Source organism: Pseudomonas sp. B5(2017), from assembly GCF_002112825.1.
GTDB lineage: Bacteria > Pseudomonadota > Gammaproteobacteria > Pseudomonadales > Pseudomonadaceae > Aquipseudomonas > Aquipseudomonas putida_Z.
Genome location: NZ_NEIR01000002.1, coordinates 428,449 through 442,665 on the forward strand (window position 1 = coordinate 428,449; position 14,217 = coordinate 442,665).

The 14,217-nt window shown below is 61.5% G+C and carries 14 protein-coding genes and 1 other RNA gene; 4 read left to right on the plus strand and 11 right to left on the minus strand.

The window, feature by feature from the left end:
• Window positions 1-294: 294 nt before the first annotated feature.
• On the plus strand, window positions 295-1,749 hold the full coding sequence (locus tag CAG00_RS04680; protein ID WP_085663607.1) for a multiheme c-type cytochrome: 1,455 nt from the start codon (window positions 295-297) through the stop codon (window positions 1,747-1,749).
• Window positions 1,750-1,832: 83 nt separating this feature from the next.
• On the opposite strand, the gene CAG00_RS04685 is transcribed toward CAG00_RS04680, so the two are convergent.
• The 9 genes from CAG00_RS04685 to CAG00_RS04725 all read right to left on the minus strand — a co-directional run bounded on the left by CAG00_RS04685 (window position 1,833) and on the right by CAG00_RS04725 (window position 10,720).
• A complete protein-coding gene (locus tag CAG00_RS04685; RefSeq protein WP_085663608.1) occupies window positions 1,833-2,039 on the minus strand; it encodes a co-regulatory protein PtrA N-terminal domain-containing protein in 207 nt (68 codons plus the stop codon).
• A 282-nt stretch (window positions 2,040-2,321) separates the two neighbouring features.
• On the minus strand, window positions 2,322-2,600 hold the full coding sequence (locus tag CAG00_RS04690; protein ID WP_085663609.1) for a DUF2790 domain-containing protein: 279 nt from the start codon (window positions 2,598-2,600) through the stop codon (window positions 2,322-2,324).
• 233 nt (window positions 2,601-2,833) lie between these two features.
• Complete coding sequence (locus tag CAG00_RS04695) at window positions 2,834-3,097, minus strand: DUF3077 domain-containing protein (RefSeq protein ID WP_025340716.1); 264 nt, start codon at window positions 3,095-3,097, stop codon at window positions 2,834-2,836.
• A gap of 201 nt (window positions 3,098-3,298) precedes the next feature.
• On the minus strand, window positions 3,299-3,541 hold the full coding sequence (locus tag CAG00_RS04700) for a hypothetical protein (RefSeq protein ID WP_085663610.1): 243 nt from the start codon (window positions 3,539-3,541) through the stop codon (window positions 3,299-3,301).
• A gap of 353 nt (window positions 3,542-3,894) precedes the next feature.
• Window positions 3,895-4,286, minus strand: a transfer-messenger RNA (tmRNA) gene (ssrA, locus tag CAG00_RS04705).
• 99 nt (window positions 4,287-4,385) lie between these two features.
• Window positions 4,386-4,679: a hypothetical protein gene (locus tag CAG00_RS04710; RefSeq protein WP_085591686.1), complete on the minus strand. Its 294-nt coding sequence runs from the start codon at window positions 4,677-4,679 to the stop codon at window positions 4,386-4,388.
• 275 nt (window positions 4,680-4,954) lie between these two features.
• Window positions 4,955-7,765: an FAD-binding and (Fe-S)-binding domain-containing protein gene (locus tag CAG00_RS04715; protein ID WP_085663611.1), complete on the minus strand. Its 2,811-nt coding sequence runs from the start codon at window positions 7,763-7,765 to the stop codon at window positions 4,955-4,957.
• A 75-nt stretch (window positions 7,766-7,840) separates the two neighbouring features.
• Complete coding sequence (gene lldD / locus CAG00_RS04720; protein WP_025340713.1) at window positions 7,841-8,986, minus strand: FMN-dependent L-lactate dehydrogenase LldD; 1,146 nt, start codon at window positions 8,984-8,986, stop codon at window positions 7,841-7,843.
• Window positions 8,987-9,049: 63 nt separating this feature from the next.
• Window positions 9,050-10,720, minus strand: a complete 1,671-nt coding sequence (locus CAG00_RS04725) for a lactate permease LctP family transporter (RefSeq protein WP_015271872.1) — start codon at window positions 10,718-10,720, stop codon at window positions 9,050-9,052.
• Between the two features lie 256 nt (window positions 10,721-10,976).
• On the opposite strand from CAG00_RS04725, the gene CAG00_RS04730 reads away from it, so the two are divergent.
• Window positions 10,977-11,744, plus strand: coding sequence for an FCD domain-containing protein (locus CAG00_RS04730; protein ID WP_013974301.1), 768 nt, complete (start codon window positions 10,977-10,979; stop codon window positions 11,742-11,744).
• Between the two features lie 135 nt (window positions 11,745-11,879).
• Here the strand turns inward: CAG00_RS04730 and smpB are convergent, their stop codons facing one another.
• The gene (smpB, locus tag CAG00_RS04735) at window positions 11,880-12,362 is read right to left on the minus strand and encodes an SsrA-binding protein SmpB (RefSeq protein ID WP_013974300.1); all 483 of its coding nucleotides are present in this window, start codon (window positions 12,360-12,362) and stop codon (window positions 11,880-11,882) included.
• 162 nt (window positions 12,363-12,524) lie between these two features.
• On the opposite strand from smpB, the gene CAG00_RS04740 reads away from it, so the two are divergent.
• Window positions 12,525-12,959: a type II toxin-antitoxin system RatA family toxin gene (locus CAG00_RS04740; RefSeq protein WP_025340712.1), complete on the plus strand. Its 435-nt coding sequence runs from the start codon at window positions 12,525-12,527 to the stop codon at window positions 12,957-12,959.
• Between the two features lie 61 nt (window positions 12,960-13,020).
• Here the strand turns inward: CAG00_RS04740 and CAG00_RS04745 are convergent, their stop codons facing one another.
• The gene (locus CAG00_RS04745) at window positions 13,021-13,554 is read right to left on the minus strand and encodes an outer membrane protein assembly factor BamE (protein ID WP_025340711.1); all 534 of its coding nucleotides are present in this window, start codon (window positions 13,552-13,554) and stop codon (window positions 13,021-13,023) included.
• Window positions 13,555-13,651: 97 nt separating this feature from the next.
• Here CAG00_RS04745 and fur point away from each other — a divergent pair, with 97 nt between their 5' ends.
• Window positions 13,652-14,056: a ferric iron uptake transcriptional regulator gene (gene fur / locus CAG00_RS04750; protein WP_015271870.1), complete on the plus strand. Its 405-nt coding sequence runs from the start codon at window positions 13,652-13,654 to the stop codon at window positions 14,054-14,056.
• Window positions 14,057-14,217 lie beyond the last annotated feature (161 nt).

The window sequence follows — 14,217 nt, forward strand, 5'->3', positions numbered from 1 at the left end:
GCCCCACTAATGGGTGTGATACCCCAGCAGTTTGTGGGCACCATTAACTGAGCGCTTCAAGCGCTGAACAATGTCTGCTGGTCTTCCTGTTGCCCCGACATGTTTTTGCGGGGCTGGCAAGCCAATTGCTGAGTGAGCATATCCTGTTCATCAAAGGTGCAGAGTCGGGAAGCAGCGAAGCTGACAGTACCTATTGAGTGATTGCAGGTAACCATCGGTTGGCGGCACAAATACCCCTGGCTACTCAATAGAAGCATTGCTGCGCGCCTCTACAACCGCCCAAGGGAGATGCTTATGAGCCACTCCAGGCATACATTTGTGCGGCGGGCGCTGCCGAAGTTGTGTTTTCTGGCCTGCCTGCTGATGGTTACGCTGGTGGTGGTAGCCGACGAACTTCAAGGCAATGACAATCCAGGTAACGAAAAGTGGCTGGAGCCGGCGCGCTCCAGGCTCATGCATGTGACTGGCGCGATGCCGTTCTTTCCGCATCGGGCCAATACCCCCGGCAACCTGGTTCTCAATGTGCAGGACTTCGACAACGCCCAGGTATGCGGTGCTTGCCATACGGAAATCTACAAGCAGTGGCGCTCATCAATGATGTCCCAGGCCTGGGATGAACCTATCTATCGGGCGTTGCTCAAGCGTGCGAGTGCAGCCACGGAAGGCAAGGTCGACAACTTCTGCACCGGCTGCCATACCCCGATCGGTCTCACGACCGGGCAGATCAATTCGCAAGTCAATCGCTCCTCGATTGAAGACAGCGCCAAGAATCATCCGATGCCTGGGGTCGATTGCGAGAGCTGCCACAACATCAGTACCCGCACAGGCCTCGATAATGGCGCCTATGTTCTGAGCCCTAGGGCACATGGTAAACCGACCAAGTTCGGCCCGCGCAAAGATGCCGTGTCGCCGTATCACGATACCGTATATTCCGCTCTACACACGCGCTCGGACTTTTGTGGCACCTGCCACAACGTCACACATCCCTTCAGCAGCGTGGCGGTCGAGCGCACGTATGACGAGTGGCAGGAGAGCGCGTACAGCCTTGACGGTATCACTTGCCAAAGTTGCCATATGCCGGGTTTTGCGGGTAAGGCCGCGATCATGGGGCCAGACCGCGAAGATGTAGCCTCGCATTGGTTCAGCGGGGCCAACGCCATGATGCTCAAGTATCTTGGCCAGGAAGAGGGCGCGCAACGCGCGCGCGACATGCTTGCGCGCGCAGCGGAAATAACCTTCCAGCAACCGCCGGCGGTTATCACGCCCGGGCAATACACCTCGGTAGCCGTCAAAGTTGCCAACGTCGGTGCCGGGCACAAATTGCCGACCGGCTTTCCGGAGGGCCGGGAGATGTGGATCGATTTCCAGGTGCTGGATGCCAATGGGCGAGAGCTCTATCGGCTGGGCTCGATCAAGGACGGCAAGACCGAGGACAACACGCGAAACTTCAAAGTGCACATTGGCGACAAGGACGGCAATCCGTTGGATGTGGAGGTGTGGAATGCCACGCAAATACTCTCGGACAACCGCATACTGCCCAAGGGTTACGAAATCGGCGAGTTCTCCTTCCTGGTGCCGGCGGACGCCGTCGGGCCGTTGACCCTGACTGCCACCCTGAACTACTGGCCGTTCTCGCAGAAATTGGCCGACTACCTGCTCGGCAAAGACCAACTGCAGGTGGAAATCACCCAGATGGCCAAAGCCACGCAGAGCGTCCCCCTGTCCCCGATCACTGCGTACCGACCCTAGCGGCATATGTTCATGCGCTGGTGGTGACGGTATGGATCGAAAACGCCTGCTATATGACCAGGCTGGAGGACGCGCTATATCGATCAGCCCTTGGCGTCATTGGCTGGCTTGGCTTTGCTTTCAGCTACAGCGGCTTCTGCTTTCTGCTTCTCTGCGAGCTGGAAGGCCTGCATCGAGGCTTTGCGGGCTGACTCCATGCGTGCGAAGGTCCGATCACCACCGCCGGAGGCCATCGCCAGAGAAGAAGCGGTCAGAGCGGCGGCTACGAACAGAACTTTCATGGATTTCATTTGTGTATCCTCAAGTAAAACTTTGTCAACTGCTCAGCATGACACCCAGCACGGTTTGATTAGAACGTGCTGTTGTTGGCTGTAACTAGATTCAAGTGATGTTTATCTATTAAATTGCAGGGTTGGGTTGTCAAGGTAATAGTGGTTTCTCGAATGAATTTTTAATCATTCGGTCATGTCCATTTTCAGGTAACGAAAAACATCATTCGCACTAAGTGCCTATGAGTTTAACTTCCACTTCTGGGGGGGCAGGTGAGGCCTGGAACTTTGACGGCGAGCGGATCAGGCCGTGCCAGTAGGAGCGGCGGGGCTTCCACCCCATTCGAGGAAACGGATCTTGTGAATCTCGCCCTTACTGTCTTCATATACTACGGTCACCGGTACCACACCGGTCTTGTCGGATGTGTCGGTGCGCTGCAATACCCGTTTCACATCGATTTCCATCCCATAGTGATATTCGACGGCAGAGACATGCGCGCCGGGTTCTTGCAGGCTGTTATGGTCAAAGACACTTGGTGCGAGACTGGAAATCACGGCACTTACAATTGTGGCCATGCTCATAAGGCTGTACCTCTACTGAAGTTCGCTTGACAAGGACCTAATCTGACACGCCGAGAAAGTGAAGTTCATTTCACCACGACGAACGCGCTTGGCTGAAACGCCTGTAGTGGCAAAAAACTCCCTGCAATTCCCCGTGCCTGACACATTTCGACCATTCGTCCTTTGACCCCCGTATCTGTTGGGCGAAGTCCGTTTTTGAGGCTGGCCGAGCACGGGGAAGGGCAGTGTGGTGTTCAGCGCATCATGCCGAGTTCGGCATCATCCAGCAGTGCTTTGCCCAGGGCGCAGAGGTAGTGCGCGGCCCAGATCAGCTTCGGTTTGTCTTCCATCAGGCCGTCGATGGTCAGGTCCCGCGCGTAGCCCATCAGTTCCGAGGCTTGTTCACGGGCGTTCTGGCAGGGTATGCCGGGTTCGATGCGGAACAGTGGATGGGTCTGGTTTTCACCTTGGTAGAAGATGGTTTTACCGACTGTGCATTGGGTGTCTTCGTTGGCCATTGATCTATCTCCCTCGTGTTGCAGGTGCTTGTGCTGGCCCTGTCTCCGGCAAGCCCGGTTCTCATGGCAGGGGCCCTGTGGGAGCGGGTTTACCCGCGAACACCGGCGCAGCCGGTGCCATGCACCGCGTTGGATTCTTTGCGGCGGTTCGACGCCTCGATGAACCCGCTCCCACAGGTACAGCACTTGGCATGAAGTGAATCAGTGCAGTGGTTGCGAGGCCGCTGGCTTGTGTATTTGCGCCAGTGCGGATTCGAGTAATTTGCGTAGGGCTTCAAGTTCGTGCATCGACGCCATGATCAACAATGACGCTGGCGATCGCGGCTGCATCAGCATTGCCTGCTGCGCTACGGCTTCTGCACAGAGCGCGTAGTCCGAGGCCAGCATGATGGTGTCTTCCAGGGAATGGAGATGGTGGGGTGGGTCGGGGACAATCTTCAGCATATTTTGGTCCTCAGTGGAGCGACCAGCGCTTGCTGTCAAACAAGTGGTGGCAGCCGTGTATGGGTTGACAGACCGGTGAAGACCAAACCGGCGCACACGAGGTGCCCCACACACAGCCGCCATAGGCAAAACCGTGTGCTTGGTCGTCATCAGCCTGTCAAAGCTGGTCGTTGATGTACAACGACCCGACGAGACTAAAACTCTGAAAAAACGACCGCAATGGAAAACAGGCGCTGGGAGTATCTTTGGGAAACGTCCTACGCGAAAGGGGTTAAATCTGATTTTACGGGCTCGCTCAGCCCAAAATCCAAGCACAAAAAAAGACGCCCGAGGGCGTCTTCTTCCTTGGAATTTGGTGGAGCCGGGGGGATTTGAACCCCCGTCCGCCAGTACTCCGCTGTCGGTACTACATGCTTAGCCGTGTCTACTGAGTTAATCCGCAGCCGCCCGACGGGCAGGGTGCTTTGGACGAGTTGGGTAAGTTTTAGTCGCTTTGCCCCCAACGTGCTACACGACGATCCTGTTCTGTATGACAATCATTTCGGGTTTACAGGCATCCCCTGATGATTGCTGGAGCCGAAGCTACCAGGAGAGCGGGCTCAGCTGCTTACGCAGCGAGAGCGTAGCCCTCGTAGTTTTCGTCATTGGCAACTATAGAAAGTTGCAACAGTGGATTTACGAGTTCTGTTACCAACTCGGCATGCACCTAGAGTTTCGCTACCGGCGTCGAATCCTGATCGGCCCCACACTAGCTCTTGGCTAACGCACCTTACGGTACGTGAGGCGGAGTATACGCCATTGCGCGGGCGACGTCGACAGCCGGTCCGGTCGCCCGCTTTCGGGCTCACGCGCCGCTACCGCCGCTGGTGCCGCTGCCTTTCTCGGTTTTTTCCAGGCGCTCCAGGACTTTGCTGGTAATGGCGATGCATTCCTTGGTGTCGCCCGAGGCTTGGGCAGCCTTGGCTTTGTCGACGTGCTCGGTGATGGCCTTGTCCAGGCCTTCGGAGGTGGCGCCGGCGGTGGCCATGCTGTCGTCGATCTTTTGCAGGTTGGCGGTGCACAGGTCTTCGGCGGCGAACACCGGCGAAGCCAGCAGGGTGGCGGCCGCGAACAGGGCCGAAAGCGCGGTACCTTTCATGGGAGTCTCCTTCTGGGCCTCTGGAAGGTGGGCCTGTAAGGGTGGACTGCGGGGGATTGGCGGGGGTTCAATCGGGATGGCACCGGCTTTGCCGGTGTTCGCGGCTGAAGCCGCTCCCACAGGTACAGCGTGGGCCCAAAGCCGGTGCAGTACTTGTGGGAGCGGGCGTGCCCGCGACGCAGGCTGCGCGGTGTATGGCACCGGCTGCGCCGGTGTTCGCGGGCTTGCCCGCTCCCACAGGGATTGCGGCAGCTATCAGGTTTTGCGTTAAACGGTCAGATGCTACGCGGCCGGGTGACGCGGTCCACCAGGTAGACCAGCCCGTGGTAGTCGATGCCGCTATGGCTGGACAGGCCGATCTCGCAGGTGCGGCTGGTGGAAATGCCTTCGCTGCAATACTGCACCGCATCCTTCAGGCTGCGCAGCGAGTGGGCGTTGAGCTCGGGGGTGGTGAAGCCTTTGTCACCGGCAAAGCCGCAGCAGTGTATGCCCTCCGGGATCACCACCTGTTTGCTGCAACGCCGTGCCAGATCGATCAGCGCCTGGCTTTCGCCCAGGTGTTGAGTGCTGCAGGTCACATGCACGGCCACTGGTTCGTCCTGGGGGGTGAACTCCAGGCGCTCGAGCAGGTGGGTGCGGATGAAGCGCACCGGGTCGTACAGGTCCAGCCGGGTGTCGCTCAGGTCTTGCACCAGGCGCAGGGTGCAGGGACTGGTGTCGCAGTAGATCGGGTCGAGGCCGCCGCGGCTTGCGTGCAGCAGGGCGGCAATCAGTTCCTGGCGTTTGTGTTCGGCCTGTTCGGGGTAGCCCTTGGAGGCGAACGGCTGGCCGCAGCACAGGCTGTCGGCGTTGTCGGGGAACACCACCTGGTAACCGGCCTTTTCCAGCAGGGCGCGGGTCTTGTCCAGCAGCGAACTCTGCTCGCGGTCGGCATAGGCCGGGCCCATCACCCGCGAGACGCAGGCGGCCAGGTACACCACGCGAGGGCGGGCATCGTTGCTGGCCGGGCCGATGTCCAGTGGGCGCAGGGGTTGTGGCATCGCCGGGGTCCACTGTGGCAGGCGGCCCTTGCTGGCTTTGTTCAGCGAGGCGCTCAGGCGGCCCAGGCGTGGGGCGCCGAGCAGCTTGCGTGCGGTGTTGGCGGCGGTCAGGGTCAGGCGCGCGCCGCCCAGGGCAGTGTGGAAGTGTTCGGCCAGCCAGTCGGCGGTTTTTTCGTGCTCGGCGGCCTGGCTGCGCAGTTTCTTCACCAGTTCGCCGGTGTTGATGCCGACCGGGCAGCGCTGGGCGCACAGGCCGGTGGCGGCACAGGTGTCGATGCCCTGGTACTGGTAGGTCTGGCGCAGTTCGCGGGTGTCGATGCCGGCGCGCTGTTTTGCCTGGATGTCACGCCACATGACGATGCGCTGGCGCGGGCTGAGGGTCAGGCCTTTGGACGGGCACACCGGTTCGCAGAAGCCGCACTCGATGCACTTGTCGACGATCTCGTCGGCAGCGGGCAGCGGCTTGAGGTTCTTCAGGTGAATGTCCGGATCTTCGCTCAGCACCACATCGGGGTTGAGAATGCCGTTGGGGTCGAGCAGGCGCTTCAGCTTCCACATCAGTTGGTAGGCGTCATGGCCCCATTCCAGCTCCACGAACGGTGCCATGTTGCGCCCGGTGCCGTGCTCGGCCTTGAGCGAGCCGCCGAACTCCACCGCCACCAGTCGCGCCACATCGTCCATGAAGGCCTGGTAGCGGGCGACTTCCTCGGCACTGTTGAAGCCCTGGGTGAAGACGAAGTGCAGGTTGCCTTCCAGGGCATGGCCGAAAATGATCGCTTCGTCGTAGCGGTGCTTGTCGAACAGCTGGATCAGGCGGTTGACGCCTTCGGCCAGTTGCTCGATGGGGAAGGTGACGTCTTCGATGATGACAGTGGTGCCGGTCTGGCGCACGGCGCCGACGGCGGGGAAGGTGTCCTTGCGGATTTTCCACAGCTGGTTGTACACGGCCGGGTCTTCGCTGAAGTCCACCTGCTGTTCCAGCGGGAAGTCGGCGATCGAGGCCATCACCTGTTGCAGCTGTTCATGCAGTAGGCTCTGGCTGGCGGCGCGGGACTCGATCAGCAGGGCGCAGGCATTGTCCGACAGGCCTTTTACCCACAGCGGCATGCCGGGCATGTTCTGCACCGAGCGCAGGCTGCGGCGGTCGAGCAGCTCCACGGCCGAGACCGGCTGGCGCTTGAGTACGGTTACCGCGCGGCAGCAGCTTTCCACGCTGGGGAACACCAGCAGGGCGCTGGCCTTGTGCGGGTGGTCGGGCACGGTGTCATAGGTGACGGCACTGATGAAGCCCAAGGTGCCTTCGGAACCGACCAGCAGGTGCTGCAGGATATCCAGCGGTTGGTCGTAGTCCACCAGTGCGTTCAGCGACAGGCCGGTGGTGTTCTTCAGCCGGTATTTGTGCCGGATGCGCTCGGCGAGTGCAGTGTTGGCGCGGGTCTCGCGGCCCAGGCGGGCCAGTGCTTCCAGCAGGTCGGCGTGGCTGGCCTCGAACGCGGCGACGCTGGCCGGGTCTTCGCTGTCCAGGCGCGTGCCGTCGGCCAGCACCAGGCGCAGGCCGGCCAGGGTGTGGTAGGTGTTCTGCGCGGTGCCGCAGCACATGCCGCTGGCGTTGTTGGCAACGATGCCGCCGATCTTGCAGGCGTTGATCGAGGCCGGGTCGGGGCCGATCTTGCGCCCGAAGGGGGCCAGCCAGGCATTGGCCTGGGCGCCGATGACGCCGGGCTGCAAGCGGATCTGCTCGCCTTGGCCGCGGATTTCGCGGCCGTTCCAGTTATCGCCCAGCACGATCAGCACCGAGTCGCTGATGGCCTGGCCGGACAGGCTGGTGCCGGCGGCGCGGAAGGTGACCGGCACCCGCTCGCGCTGGGCCAGTTTGATCAGGCCGACCACTTCGTCTTCGGACTCGACGCGCACCACCAGCTTGGGGATCAGCCGGTAGAAGCTGGCGTCGGTGCCGAAGGCCAGTGTGGAGGTGGGGTCGTCGAAGCGGCGTTCGGCGGGGATCAGGCGCTCGGCATCACGCAGGAACGCGGCGGGCAGGCTCATGCAGTCTCCTCGCGGGGCCGTGGCGTCTGTGCGCCACATGCCCCGGGTCAATCAGGCGGTCGTTCTTGCGGGCGTTCAAGCGCCCAGTTCGCGTACCAGCGAGTCGCGGGTGATTTCGCTGATCGACTTGGCGCCGGTCAGCACCATCGCTACGCGCATTTCCTTCTCGAACAGTTCCAGCAGGTTCTTCACCCCGGCCTGGCCGTGCACGGCAAGGGCGTAGAGGAAGGCGCGGCCGATCAGTACGGTATCGGCGCCCAGGGCGATCATGCGCACCACGTCGAGGCCGCTGCGGATGCCGGAGTCGGCGAGGATCTTCAGGTCACCTTTGACCGCATCGGCAATTGCCGGCAGGGCACGGGCGCTGGACAGCACGCCGTCGAGCTGGCGGCCGCCGTGGTTGGACACGACGATGCCGTCGGCACCGAACCTGACCGCATCGCGGGCGTCATCGGCATCGAGGATGCCCTTGATGATCATCGGGCCGTCCCAGAACTCGCGGATCCACTCCAGGTCTTTCCAGGAAATCGAAGGGTCGAAGTTGTTGGCCAGCCAGCCGATGTAGTCGGCAAGGCCGGTGGGGTTGCCACGGTAGGTGGAAATGTTGCCCAGGTCGTGCGGGCGTCCCATCACGCCGACATCCCATGCCCACTCGGGGTGGGTCATGGCCTGCAGCACACGGCGCAGCGGACCGTTCTTGCCGCTCATGCCAGAGTGGGCGTCGCGGTAACGGGCGCCGGGTGTCGGCATGTCGACGGTGAACACCAGGGTCTTTACCCCGGCGGCCTTGGCCCGCTCCAGGGCGTTGCGCATGAAGCCGCGGTCCTTGAGCACGTACAGCTGGAACCACATCGGCCGGTCGATGGCCGGGGCCACTTCTTCGATCGGGCACACCGATACCGTGGACATGGTGAACGGAATACCGTGGGCAGCCGCTGCGCGCGCCGCCTGAACTTCGCCACGGCGGGCGTACATGCCGGTGAGGCCGACCGGGGCCAGGGCCACCGGCATGCTCAGGGTTTCGTCGAACAGTCTGGTCTGAAGGCTGAGCTCGGACATGTTCTTCAGCACGCGTTGGCGCAGGGCAATGCTGGCCAGGTCCGAGACGTTGTGGCGCAGGGTGTGCTCGGCGTAGGCGCCGCCGTCGGCATAGTGGAACAGGAAGGGAGGCAGCTTGCGTTGGGCCGCGGCGCGATAGTCGGTAGAGGCGGAAATGATCATGGATTCTCGCAGCGTTGCGTGTGGGGATTGCCGGGCGCGCGATGGCGCCCGGCCCCTTTCACTTTAGTGATGAACCAGCATGCCGGTCAGCCAGTAGGCCTGGATCAGGGTGATCAGGCCGACGATGGTGGCGAAGAACAGGCTGTGCTTGACGGTGAAGCGGAACAGGTCGGACTCCTTGCCAACCAGGCCGGTGGCGGCGCAGGCCACGGCGATCGACTGCGGCGAGATCATCTTGCCGGTCACGCCGCCGCTGGTGTTGGCCGCTACCAGCAGAGTGTCGTTGACCCCGATCTGGTGCGCAGTGGTGGCCTGCAGCGAGCTGAACAGGGCGTTGGACGAGGTGTCGGAACCGGTCAGGAACACACCCAGCCAGCCAAGGAACGGCGAGAAGAACGGGAACGCGGCACCGGTACCGGCCAGCACCAGGGCCATGGTCGAGGACATGCCCGAGTAGTTGGTGACGAAGGCGAAGGCCAGCACCATGCCGATCGACAGGATTGGCCAGCGCAGCTCCCAGAAGGTTTCCTTGAAAGTGGTCAGACCAGTTTTGAAGTTGATCTTCAGCACGGCCATGGAGATCAGCGCCGAGAGGAAGATCGCGGTGCCGGTGGCAGAGATCGGGTCGAGCTTGAACACCGCTGGCATGGCGGTTGGCGCGGCGACGATCGGTGCGGTCTTGATCACCAGTTGGTCGAGGTGCGGGATGGCGAAGTTGAACACGAAGTTGTACATCGCGCCGCCCGGGGCGAAGGCCGCCTTGAACGGTTTCAGGGTCCAGATGGTGACCAGCACGGTGAGGATCAGGAACGGCGACCAGGCTTTGAAGATCTCGCCAAAGCTGTAGGGGCTTGGCTGGCTGCCGCTTGGCTGAACCACGGCGGCGCCGACGCTGCCTTTGGCTTCGGCGAACGAACGCTTGGGCTGCCAGACTTTCAGGAACAGGGTCAGGGCGATCAGGCTGGCCAGGGCCGAGGTGATGTCCGGCAGCTCCGGGCCGATGAAGTTCGAGGTGAAGTACTGGGTGACGGCGAAGCTCAGGCCGGCGACCAGGGCGGCAGGCCAGGTTTCCTTCACGCCACGCAGACCGTCCATCATGAATACCAGCCAGAACGGCACGAACAGCGACAGCAGCGGCAGCTGGCGACCGGTCATGGCGCCGATGTGGAAGGCGTCGATGCCGGTGACCTGGCCGGCCACGATGATCGGGATGCCCAGGGCGCCGAAGGCCACTGGCGCGGTGTTGGCGATCAGGCACAGGCCGGCGGCGTACAGCGGGTTGAAGCCCAGGCCCACCAGCAGCGCGGCAGTGATTGCCACCGGTGCGCCAAAGCCTGCCGCACCTTCCAGGAAGGCACCGAAGCAGAAGCCGATCAGCAGCACTTGCAGGCGCTGGTCGTCGGTAATCGACAGCACCGAGCTGCGGATCACTTCGAACTGGCCGCTCTTGACCGTGAGTTTGTACAGGAACACCGCGGCAACGATGATCCAGGCAATCGGCCAGAGGCCGTAGAGGAAGCCATAACCCGCAGCGGCGAATGCCATGTCGACAGGCATCTGGAAGGCGAAGATCGCCACCAGGATCGACAATGCGAGGGTGATGCTGCCGGCCACGTGGCCTTTGAGGCGGAATACGGCGAGGGCGAGGAAGAAGAAGACGATGGGAATGACCGCCGCCAGTGCGGACAGGCCAAGACTACCAAGCGGACTATAGATTTGTTGCCAGGTTTGCATATGGGGTGGCCCCTAATTGTTGTTGGTCAGGCACTGGCATTGGATAATTGGTAAGACCAATTTACAATGGCTGGTCGCTAGGTTAAAAGCGTCTTCGTGGGTGTGTCAATTTGTCCCGTGCAAAACTTTGGTCGCGTGCCGATGAGCGGGCGCCTGGTGGGCAGGGAAAATCGTCGCCTGGTGGGTGTTTGCGCGATCTGGATCGGCGAGAATAGGCGCCCCCTGAAATCTGCCGGGGGTTTGTGGAGAGCATGTGATGGTTTTTGATCAGGTCCGCCAGCGGCGCCTGTCCGACGACATTGTCGATCGGTTGGAAGGGATGATTCTGGAAGGCACGCTGACCTCGGGGCAGCGGCTGCCGGCCGAGCGCGTCCTTGCCGAGCAGTTCGGCGTGTCCCGCCCGTCACTGCGTGAGGCGATCCAGAAGCTGGTGGCCAAGGGGCTGCTGGTCAGCCGCCAGGGTGGGGGCAATTTTGTCGCCGAGTCCCTGGGGTCCACTTTCAGCGACCCGTTGCTGCAGCTGCTCGAGCACAGTGCCGAGGCGCAGCGTGACCTGCTCGAATTCCGCCATACCCTGGAGGCTTCCTGCGCCTACTACGCGGCCCAGCGCGCGACCCAGCCGGACCGGGCGCGGCTGAAGGCGGCGTTCGATGCGCTGCAGGACTGCTATGCCAGGGCCGACGAAGTGACGCGGGCGGAGGAAGGCGCGGCCGATGCGCGCTTCCACCTGGCGATTGCCGAGGCTAGCCATAATGCCGTGCTGCTGCACACCATTCGCGGCTTGTTCGACCTGCTCAAGCGCAACGTGGTGACCAACATCGGCGGCATGTACCAGCAACGGACCGAGACCCGGGACATGCTGATCAGCCAGCACCGGGAGCTGTACCTGGCGATAGTGGAGGGCAGGGCGGAGGATGCGCGGGAAGTGTCCAGCCGGCACATTCTGTATGTGCAGGAGGTGCTGGAAGAGGCGCACGAAGAAGCGCAGCGAGTGGCGCGGGCGGAGCGGCGTAGCGGGCGTTGAGATTTGTAGTGGTAGTGCTGGCCTCTTCGCGGGTAAACCCGCTCCCACAGAGACTGCACCGAATCTGAACTCAGTGTTAATCCTGTGGGAGCAGGTTTACCCGCGAAGAGGCCGGAGCAGGCTGAAGAAGAGGTATTACTCTTCCTTGCCCTTGTTCCGCACAGCCCGCTGCAGCTCGCGGTTGGAATCGCGCTCGCGCATGGTGTCGCGCTTGTCGAATTCCTTCTTGCCCTTGCCCAGTGCGATTTCGCACTTGATCAGGTGCTTGCTCCAGTACAGCGCCAGGGCCACGCAGGTGTAGCCCTTTTGCGCCACGGCCGCTTCCAGGCGCTCGAGCTCGCGCTTGTTCAGCAGCAGCTTGCGAGTGCGGATGGGGTCGGCGATGACGTGGGTGCTGGCCGTGGTCAGCGGGGTGATGTGGCTGCCGAACAGCCAGGCCTCACCGTCTTTCAGCAGCACGTAGCTGTCAGTCAGGTGCGCCTTGCCGGCTCGCAGGCTTTTTACTTCCCAGCCGGACAGGACCAGCCCGGCCTCGAACTTGTGTTCGATGAAGTAATCGTGTCGCGCCTTCTTGTTCTGCGCGATGGTCCCGGTCGGATGTTTCTTTTGTTTAGCCATAGGGGCGGCATTATAGGCAGTCGCCGCGTCGTCGGCTATGGGATTTCGGTGTGCTTGAGCCACTGCAATGAATACCGGACAATACAGCCCCTGTCTTTGCGACAGAACCTGTTTTCGGCACGCTGCGAAGCGCCGCCACCCAGCCTTGGAAGTGATGCCTGGATGACTACCCATATTCAACGCTCCGCCCTGCTGCCATACCCCGCCCAGGCGCTTTACGATCTGGTCAACGATGTGGCCAGCTATCCGCAGTTCCTGCCTTGGTGCTCGGCCTCGACGGTGATCGAAGCCAGCGACACGCACATGCGCGCCAAGCTCGATGTTGCCAAGGGCGGCATGAGCCAGCACTTCGTCACGCGCAACGTACTGGTGCCGGGGCAGTCCATCGAGATGAACCTGGAAGAGGGGCCGTTCACCCAGTTGCATGGCCTGTGGGTGTTCAAGCCGTTGGGTGACAAGGCCTGCAAGATCAGCCTGGACCTGTCGTTCGATTATGCCGGCCCGCTGGTGCGCGCGACCCTGGGCCCGCTGTTCAACCAGGCGGCCAATACGCTGGTGGATGCGTTCTGCCAGCGTGCCAAGCAGCTGAATGCCTGACTGAAAAGGTGGCAACAAAAAGCCCGGACCAGGTCCGGGCTTTTTTGTATCTGCTCGCCGCTTATTGAGGCGAGGTCTCCAACGGAGCCGGAGTCGGGACCGGGGTGGTCTCGATGGTGTCGATCTCGCGCTGGATGGATTCTTCCACCGAGCCTGGCTTGGCCGGTTTCTCTTCAGGCTGCACGGTTGGTTGCTCTGGCTGGTTGGCCGGGCTGACCGTGGTGTCGCTGCTGCCACCGAGGATTTCCTGGTCGCGGCTGACGCCTGGCATGAAGTCGCCGGAAAGGCTGACCAACTGGTCGCTTTCGTTGAAGAATACGCTCATGCGTTCTTGCTGGCGTTTGCCGCCGCCTGGCTGCAGGCTGTACAGGTAATCCCAACGGTTGGTGTTGAAGGTGTCCTGGATCAGCGGGTTACCCATGATAAACCTTACTTGCCGGCGGGTCATTCCGGGGCGCAATTGGTCTATCATGTCTTGCGTAACGACATTGCCCTGCTGGATGTCGATTTTGTAAACCCCGGGAAACGAGCAACCGGCGAGTGCGAGCAGTCCCACTAGGGTGAGGCTGGTTAGCAAGAGCTTGGTGTTTTGCATCGGTGGGCGACTTCCACTATCTTGGCTGGACAACGTAAACCCCGATCATACCCGTATTAAGAGAAGCTGCGAAGCAGCATCGGCGAGAAAGCTGACCATGGTTGAAAATAGCGAATTGCGCAAAGCCGGTCTCAAGGTGACCCTGCCTCGAGTCAAGATCCTTCAGATGCTCGACTCCACCGAGCAGCGTCACATGAGCGCCGAGGATGTCTACAAGGCGCTGATGGAGGCTGGCGAGGACGTGGGCCTGGCCACCGTCTACCGCGTACTGACCCAGTTCGAAGCGGCGGGTCTGGTGGTTCGCCACAACTTCGACGGCGGTCATGCGGTGTTCGAACTGGCCGATGGCGGTCACCACGACCATATGGTCAACGTGGAGACCAGTGAAGTCATCGAGTTCATGGATGCCGAGATCGAGAAACGCCAGCGCGAAATCGTGGCCGAGCATGGCTACGAGCTGGTGGACCACAATCTGGTCCTGTATGTGCGTAAAAAGAAGTAACGATTTTTTATCGTTATGAATGGCAAAGGCGACCTTCGGGTCGCCTTTGTGCTTTCGGGGATCTTGAGCGCGGTGATGGGCCTTGTAGGAGCGGCCTTGTGTCGCGAAAGGGCTGCGCAGCGGCCCCAGGTTTTCAGCTTCGCAGCATAGATTGCCGGGGC

What these genes read in the sequence shown, in the direction of transcription:
- CAG00_RS04685 (WP_085663608.1), bottom strand. Translation starts at nt 2,039, where the DNA reads ATGAAATCCATGAAAGTTCTGTTCGTAGCCGCCGCTCTGACCGCTTCT.
- CAG00_RS04680 (WP_085663607.1), top strand. Translation starts at nt 295, where the DNA reads ATGAGCCACTCCAGGCATACATTTGTGCGGCGGGCGCTGCCGAAGTTG.
- CAG00_RS04710 (WP_085591686.1), bottom strand. Translation starts at nt 4,679, where the DNA reads ATGAAAGGTACCGCGCTTTCGGCCCTGTTCGCGGCCGCCACCCTGCTG.
- smpB (WP_013974300.1), bottom strand. Translation starts at nt 12,362, where the DNA reads ATGGCTAAACAAAAGAAACATCCGACCGGGACCATCGCGCAGAACAAG.
- CAG00_RS04690 (WP_085663609.1), bottom strand. Translation starts at nt 2,600, where the DNA reads ATGAGCATGGCCACAATTGTAAGTGCCGTGATTTCCAGTCTCGCACCA.
- fur (WP_015271870.1), top strand. Translation starts at nt 13,652, where the DNA reads ATGGTTGAAAATAGCGAATTGCGCAAAGCCGGTCTCAAGGTGACCCTG.
- CAG00_RS04730 (WP_013974301.1), top strand. Translation starts at nt 10,977, where the DNA reads ATGGTTTTTGATCAGGTCCGCCAGCGGCGCCTGTCCGACGACATTGTC.
- CAG00_RS04725 (WP_015271872.1), bottom strand. Translation starts at nt 10,720, where the DNA reads ATGCAAACCTGGCAACAAATCTATAGTCCGCTTGGTAGTCTTGGCCTG.
- CAG00_RS04695 (WP_025340716.1), bottom strand. Translation starts at nt 3,097, where the DNA reads ATGGCCAACGAAGACACCCAATGCACAGTCGGTAAAACCATCTTCTAC.
- lldD (WP_025340713.1), bottom strand. Translation starts at nt 8,986, where the DNA reads ATGATCATTTCCGCCTCTACCGACTATCGCGCCGCGGCCCAACGCAAG.
- CAG00_RS04745 (WP_025340711.1), bottom strand. Translation starts at nt 13,554, where the DNA reads ATGCAAAACACCAAGCTCTTGCTAACCAGCCTCACCCTAGTGGGACTG.
- CAG00_RS04700 (WP_085663610.1), bottom strand. Translation starts at nt 3,541, where the DNA reads ATGCTGAAGATTGTCCCCGACCCACCCCACCATCTCCATTCCCTGGAA.
- CAG00_RS04740 (WP_025340712.1), top strand. Translation starts at nt 12,525, where the DNA reads ATGACTACCCATATTCAACGCTCCGCCCTGCTGCCATACCCCGCCCAG.
- CAG00_RS04715 (WP_085663611.1), bottom strand. Translation starts at nt 7,765, where the DNA reads ATGAGCCTGCCCGCCGCGTTCCTGCGTGATGCCGAGCGCCTGATCCCC.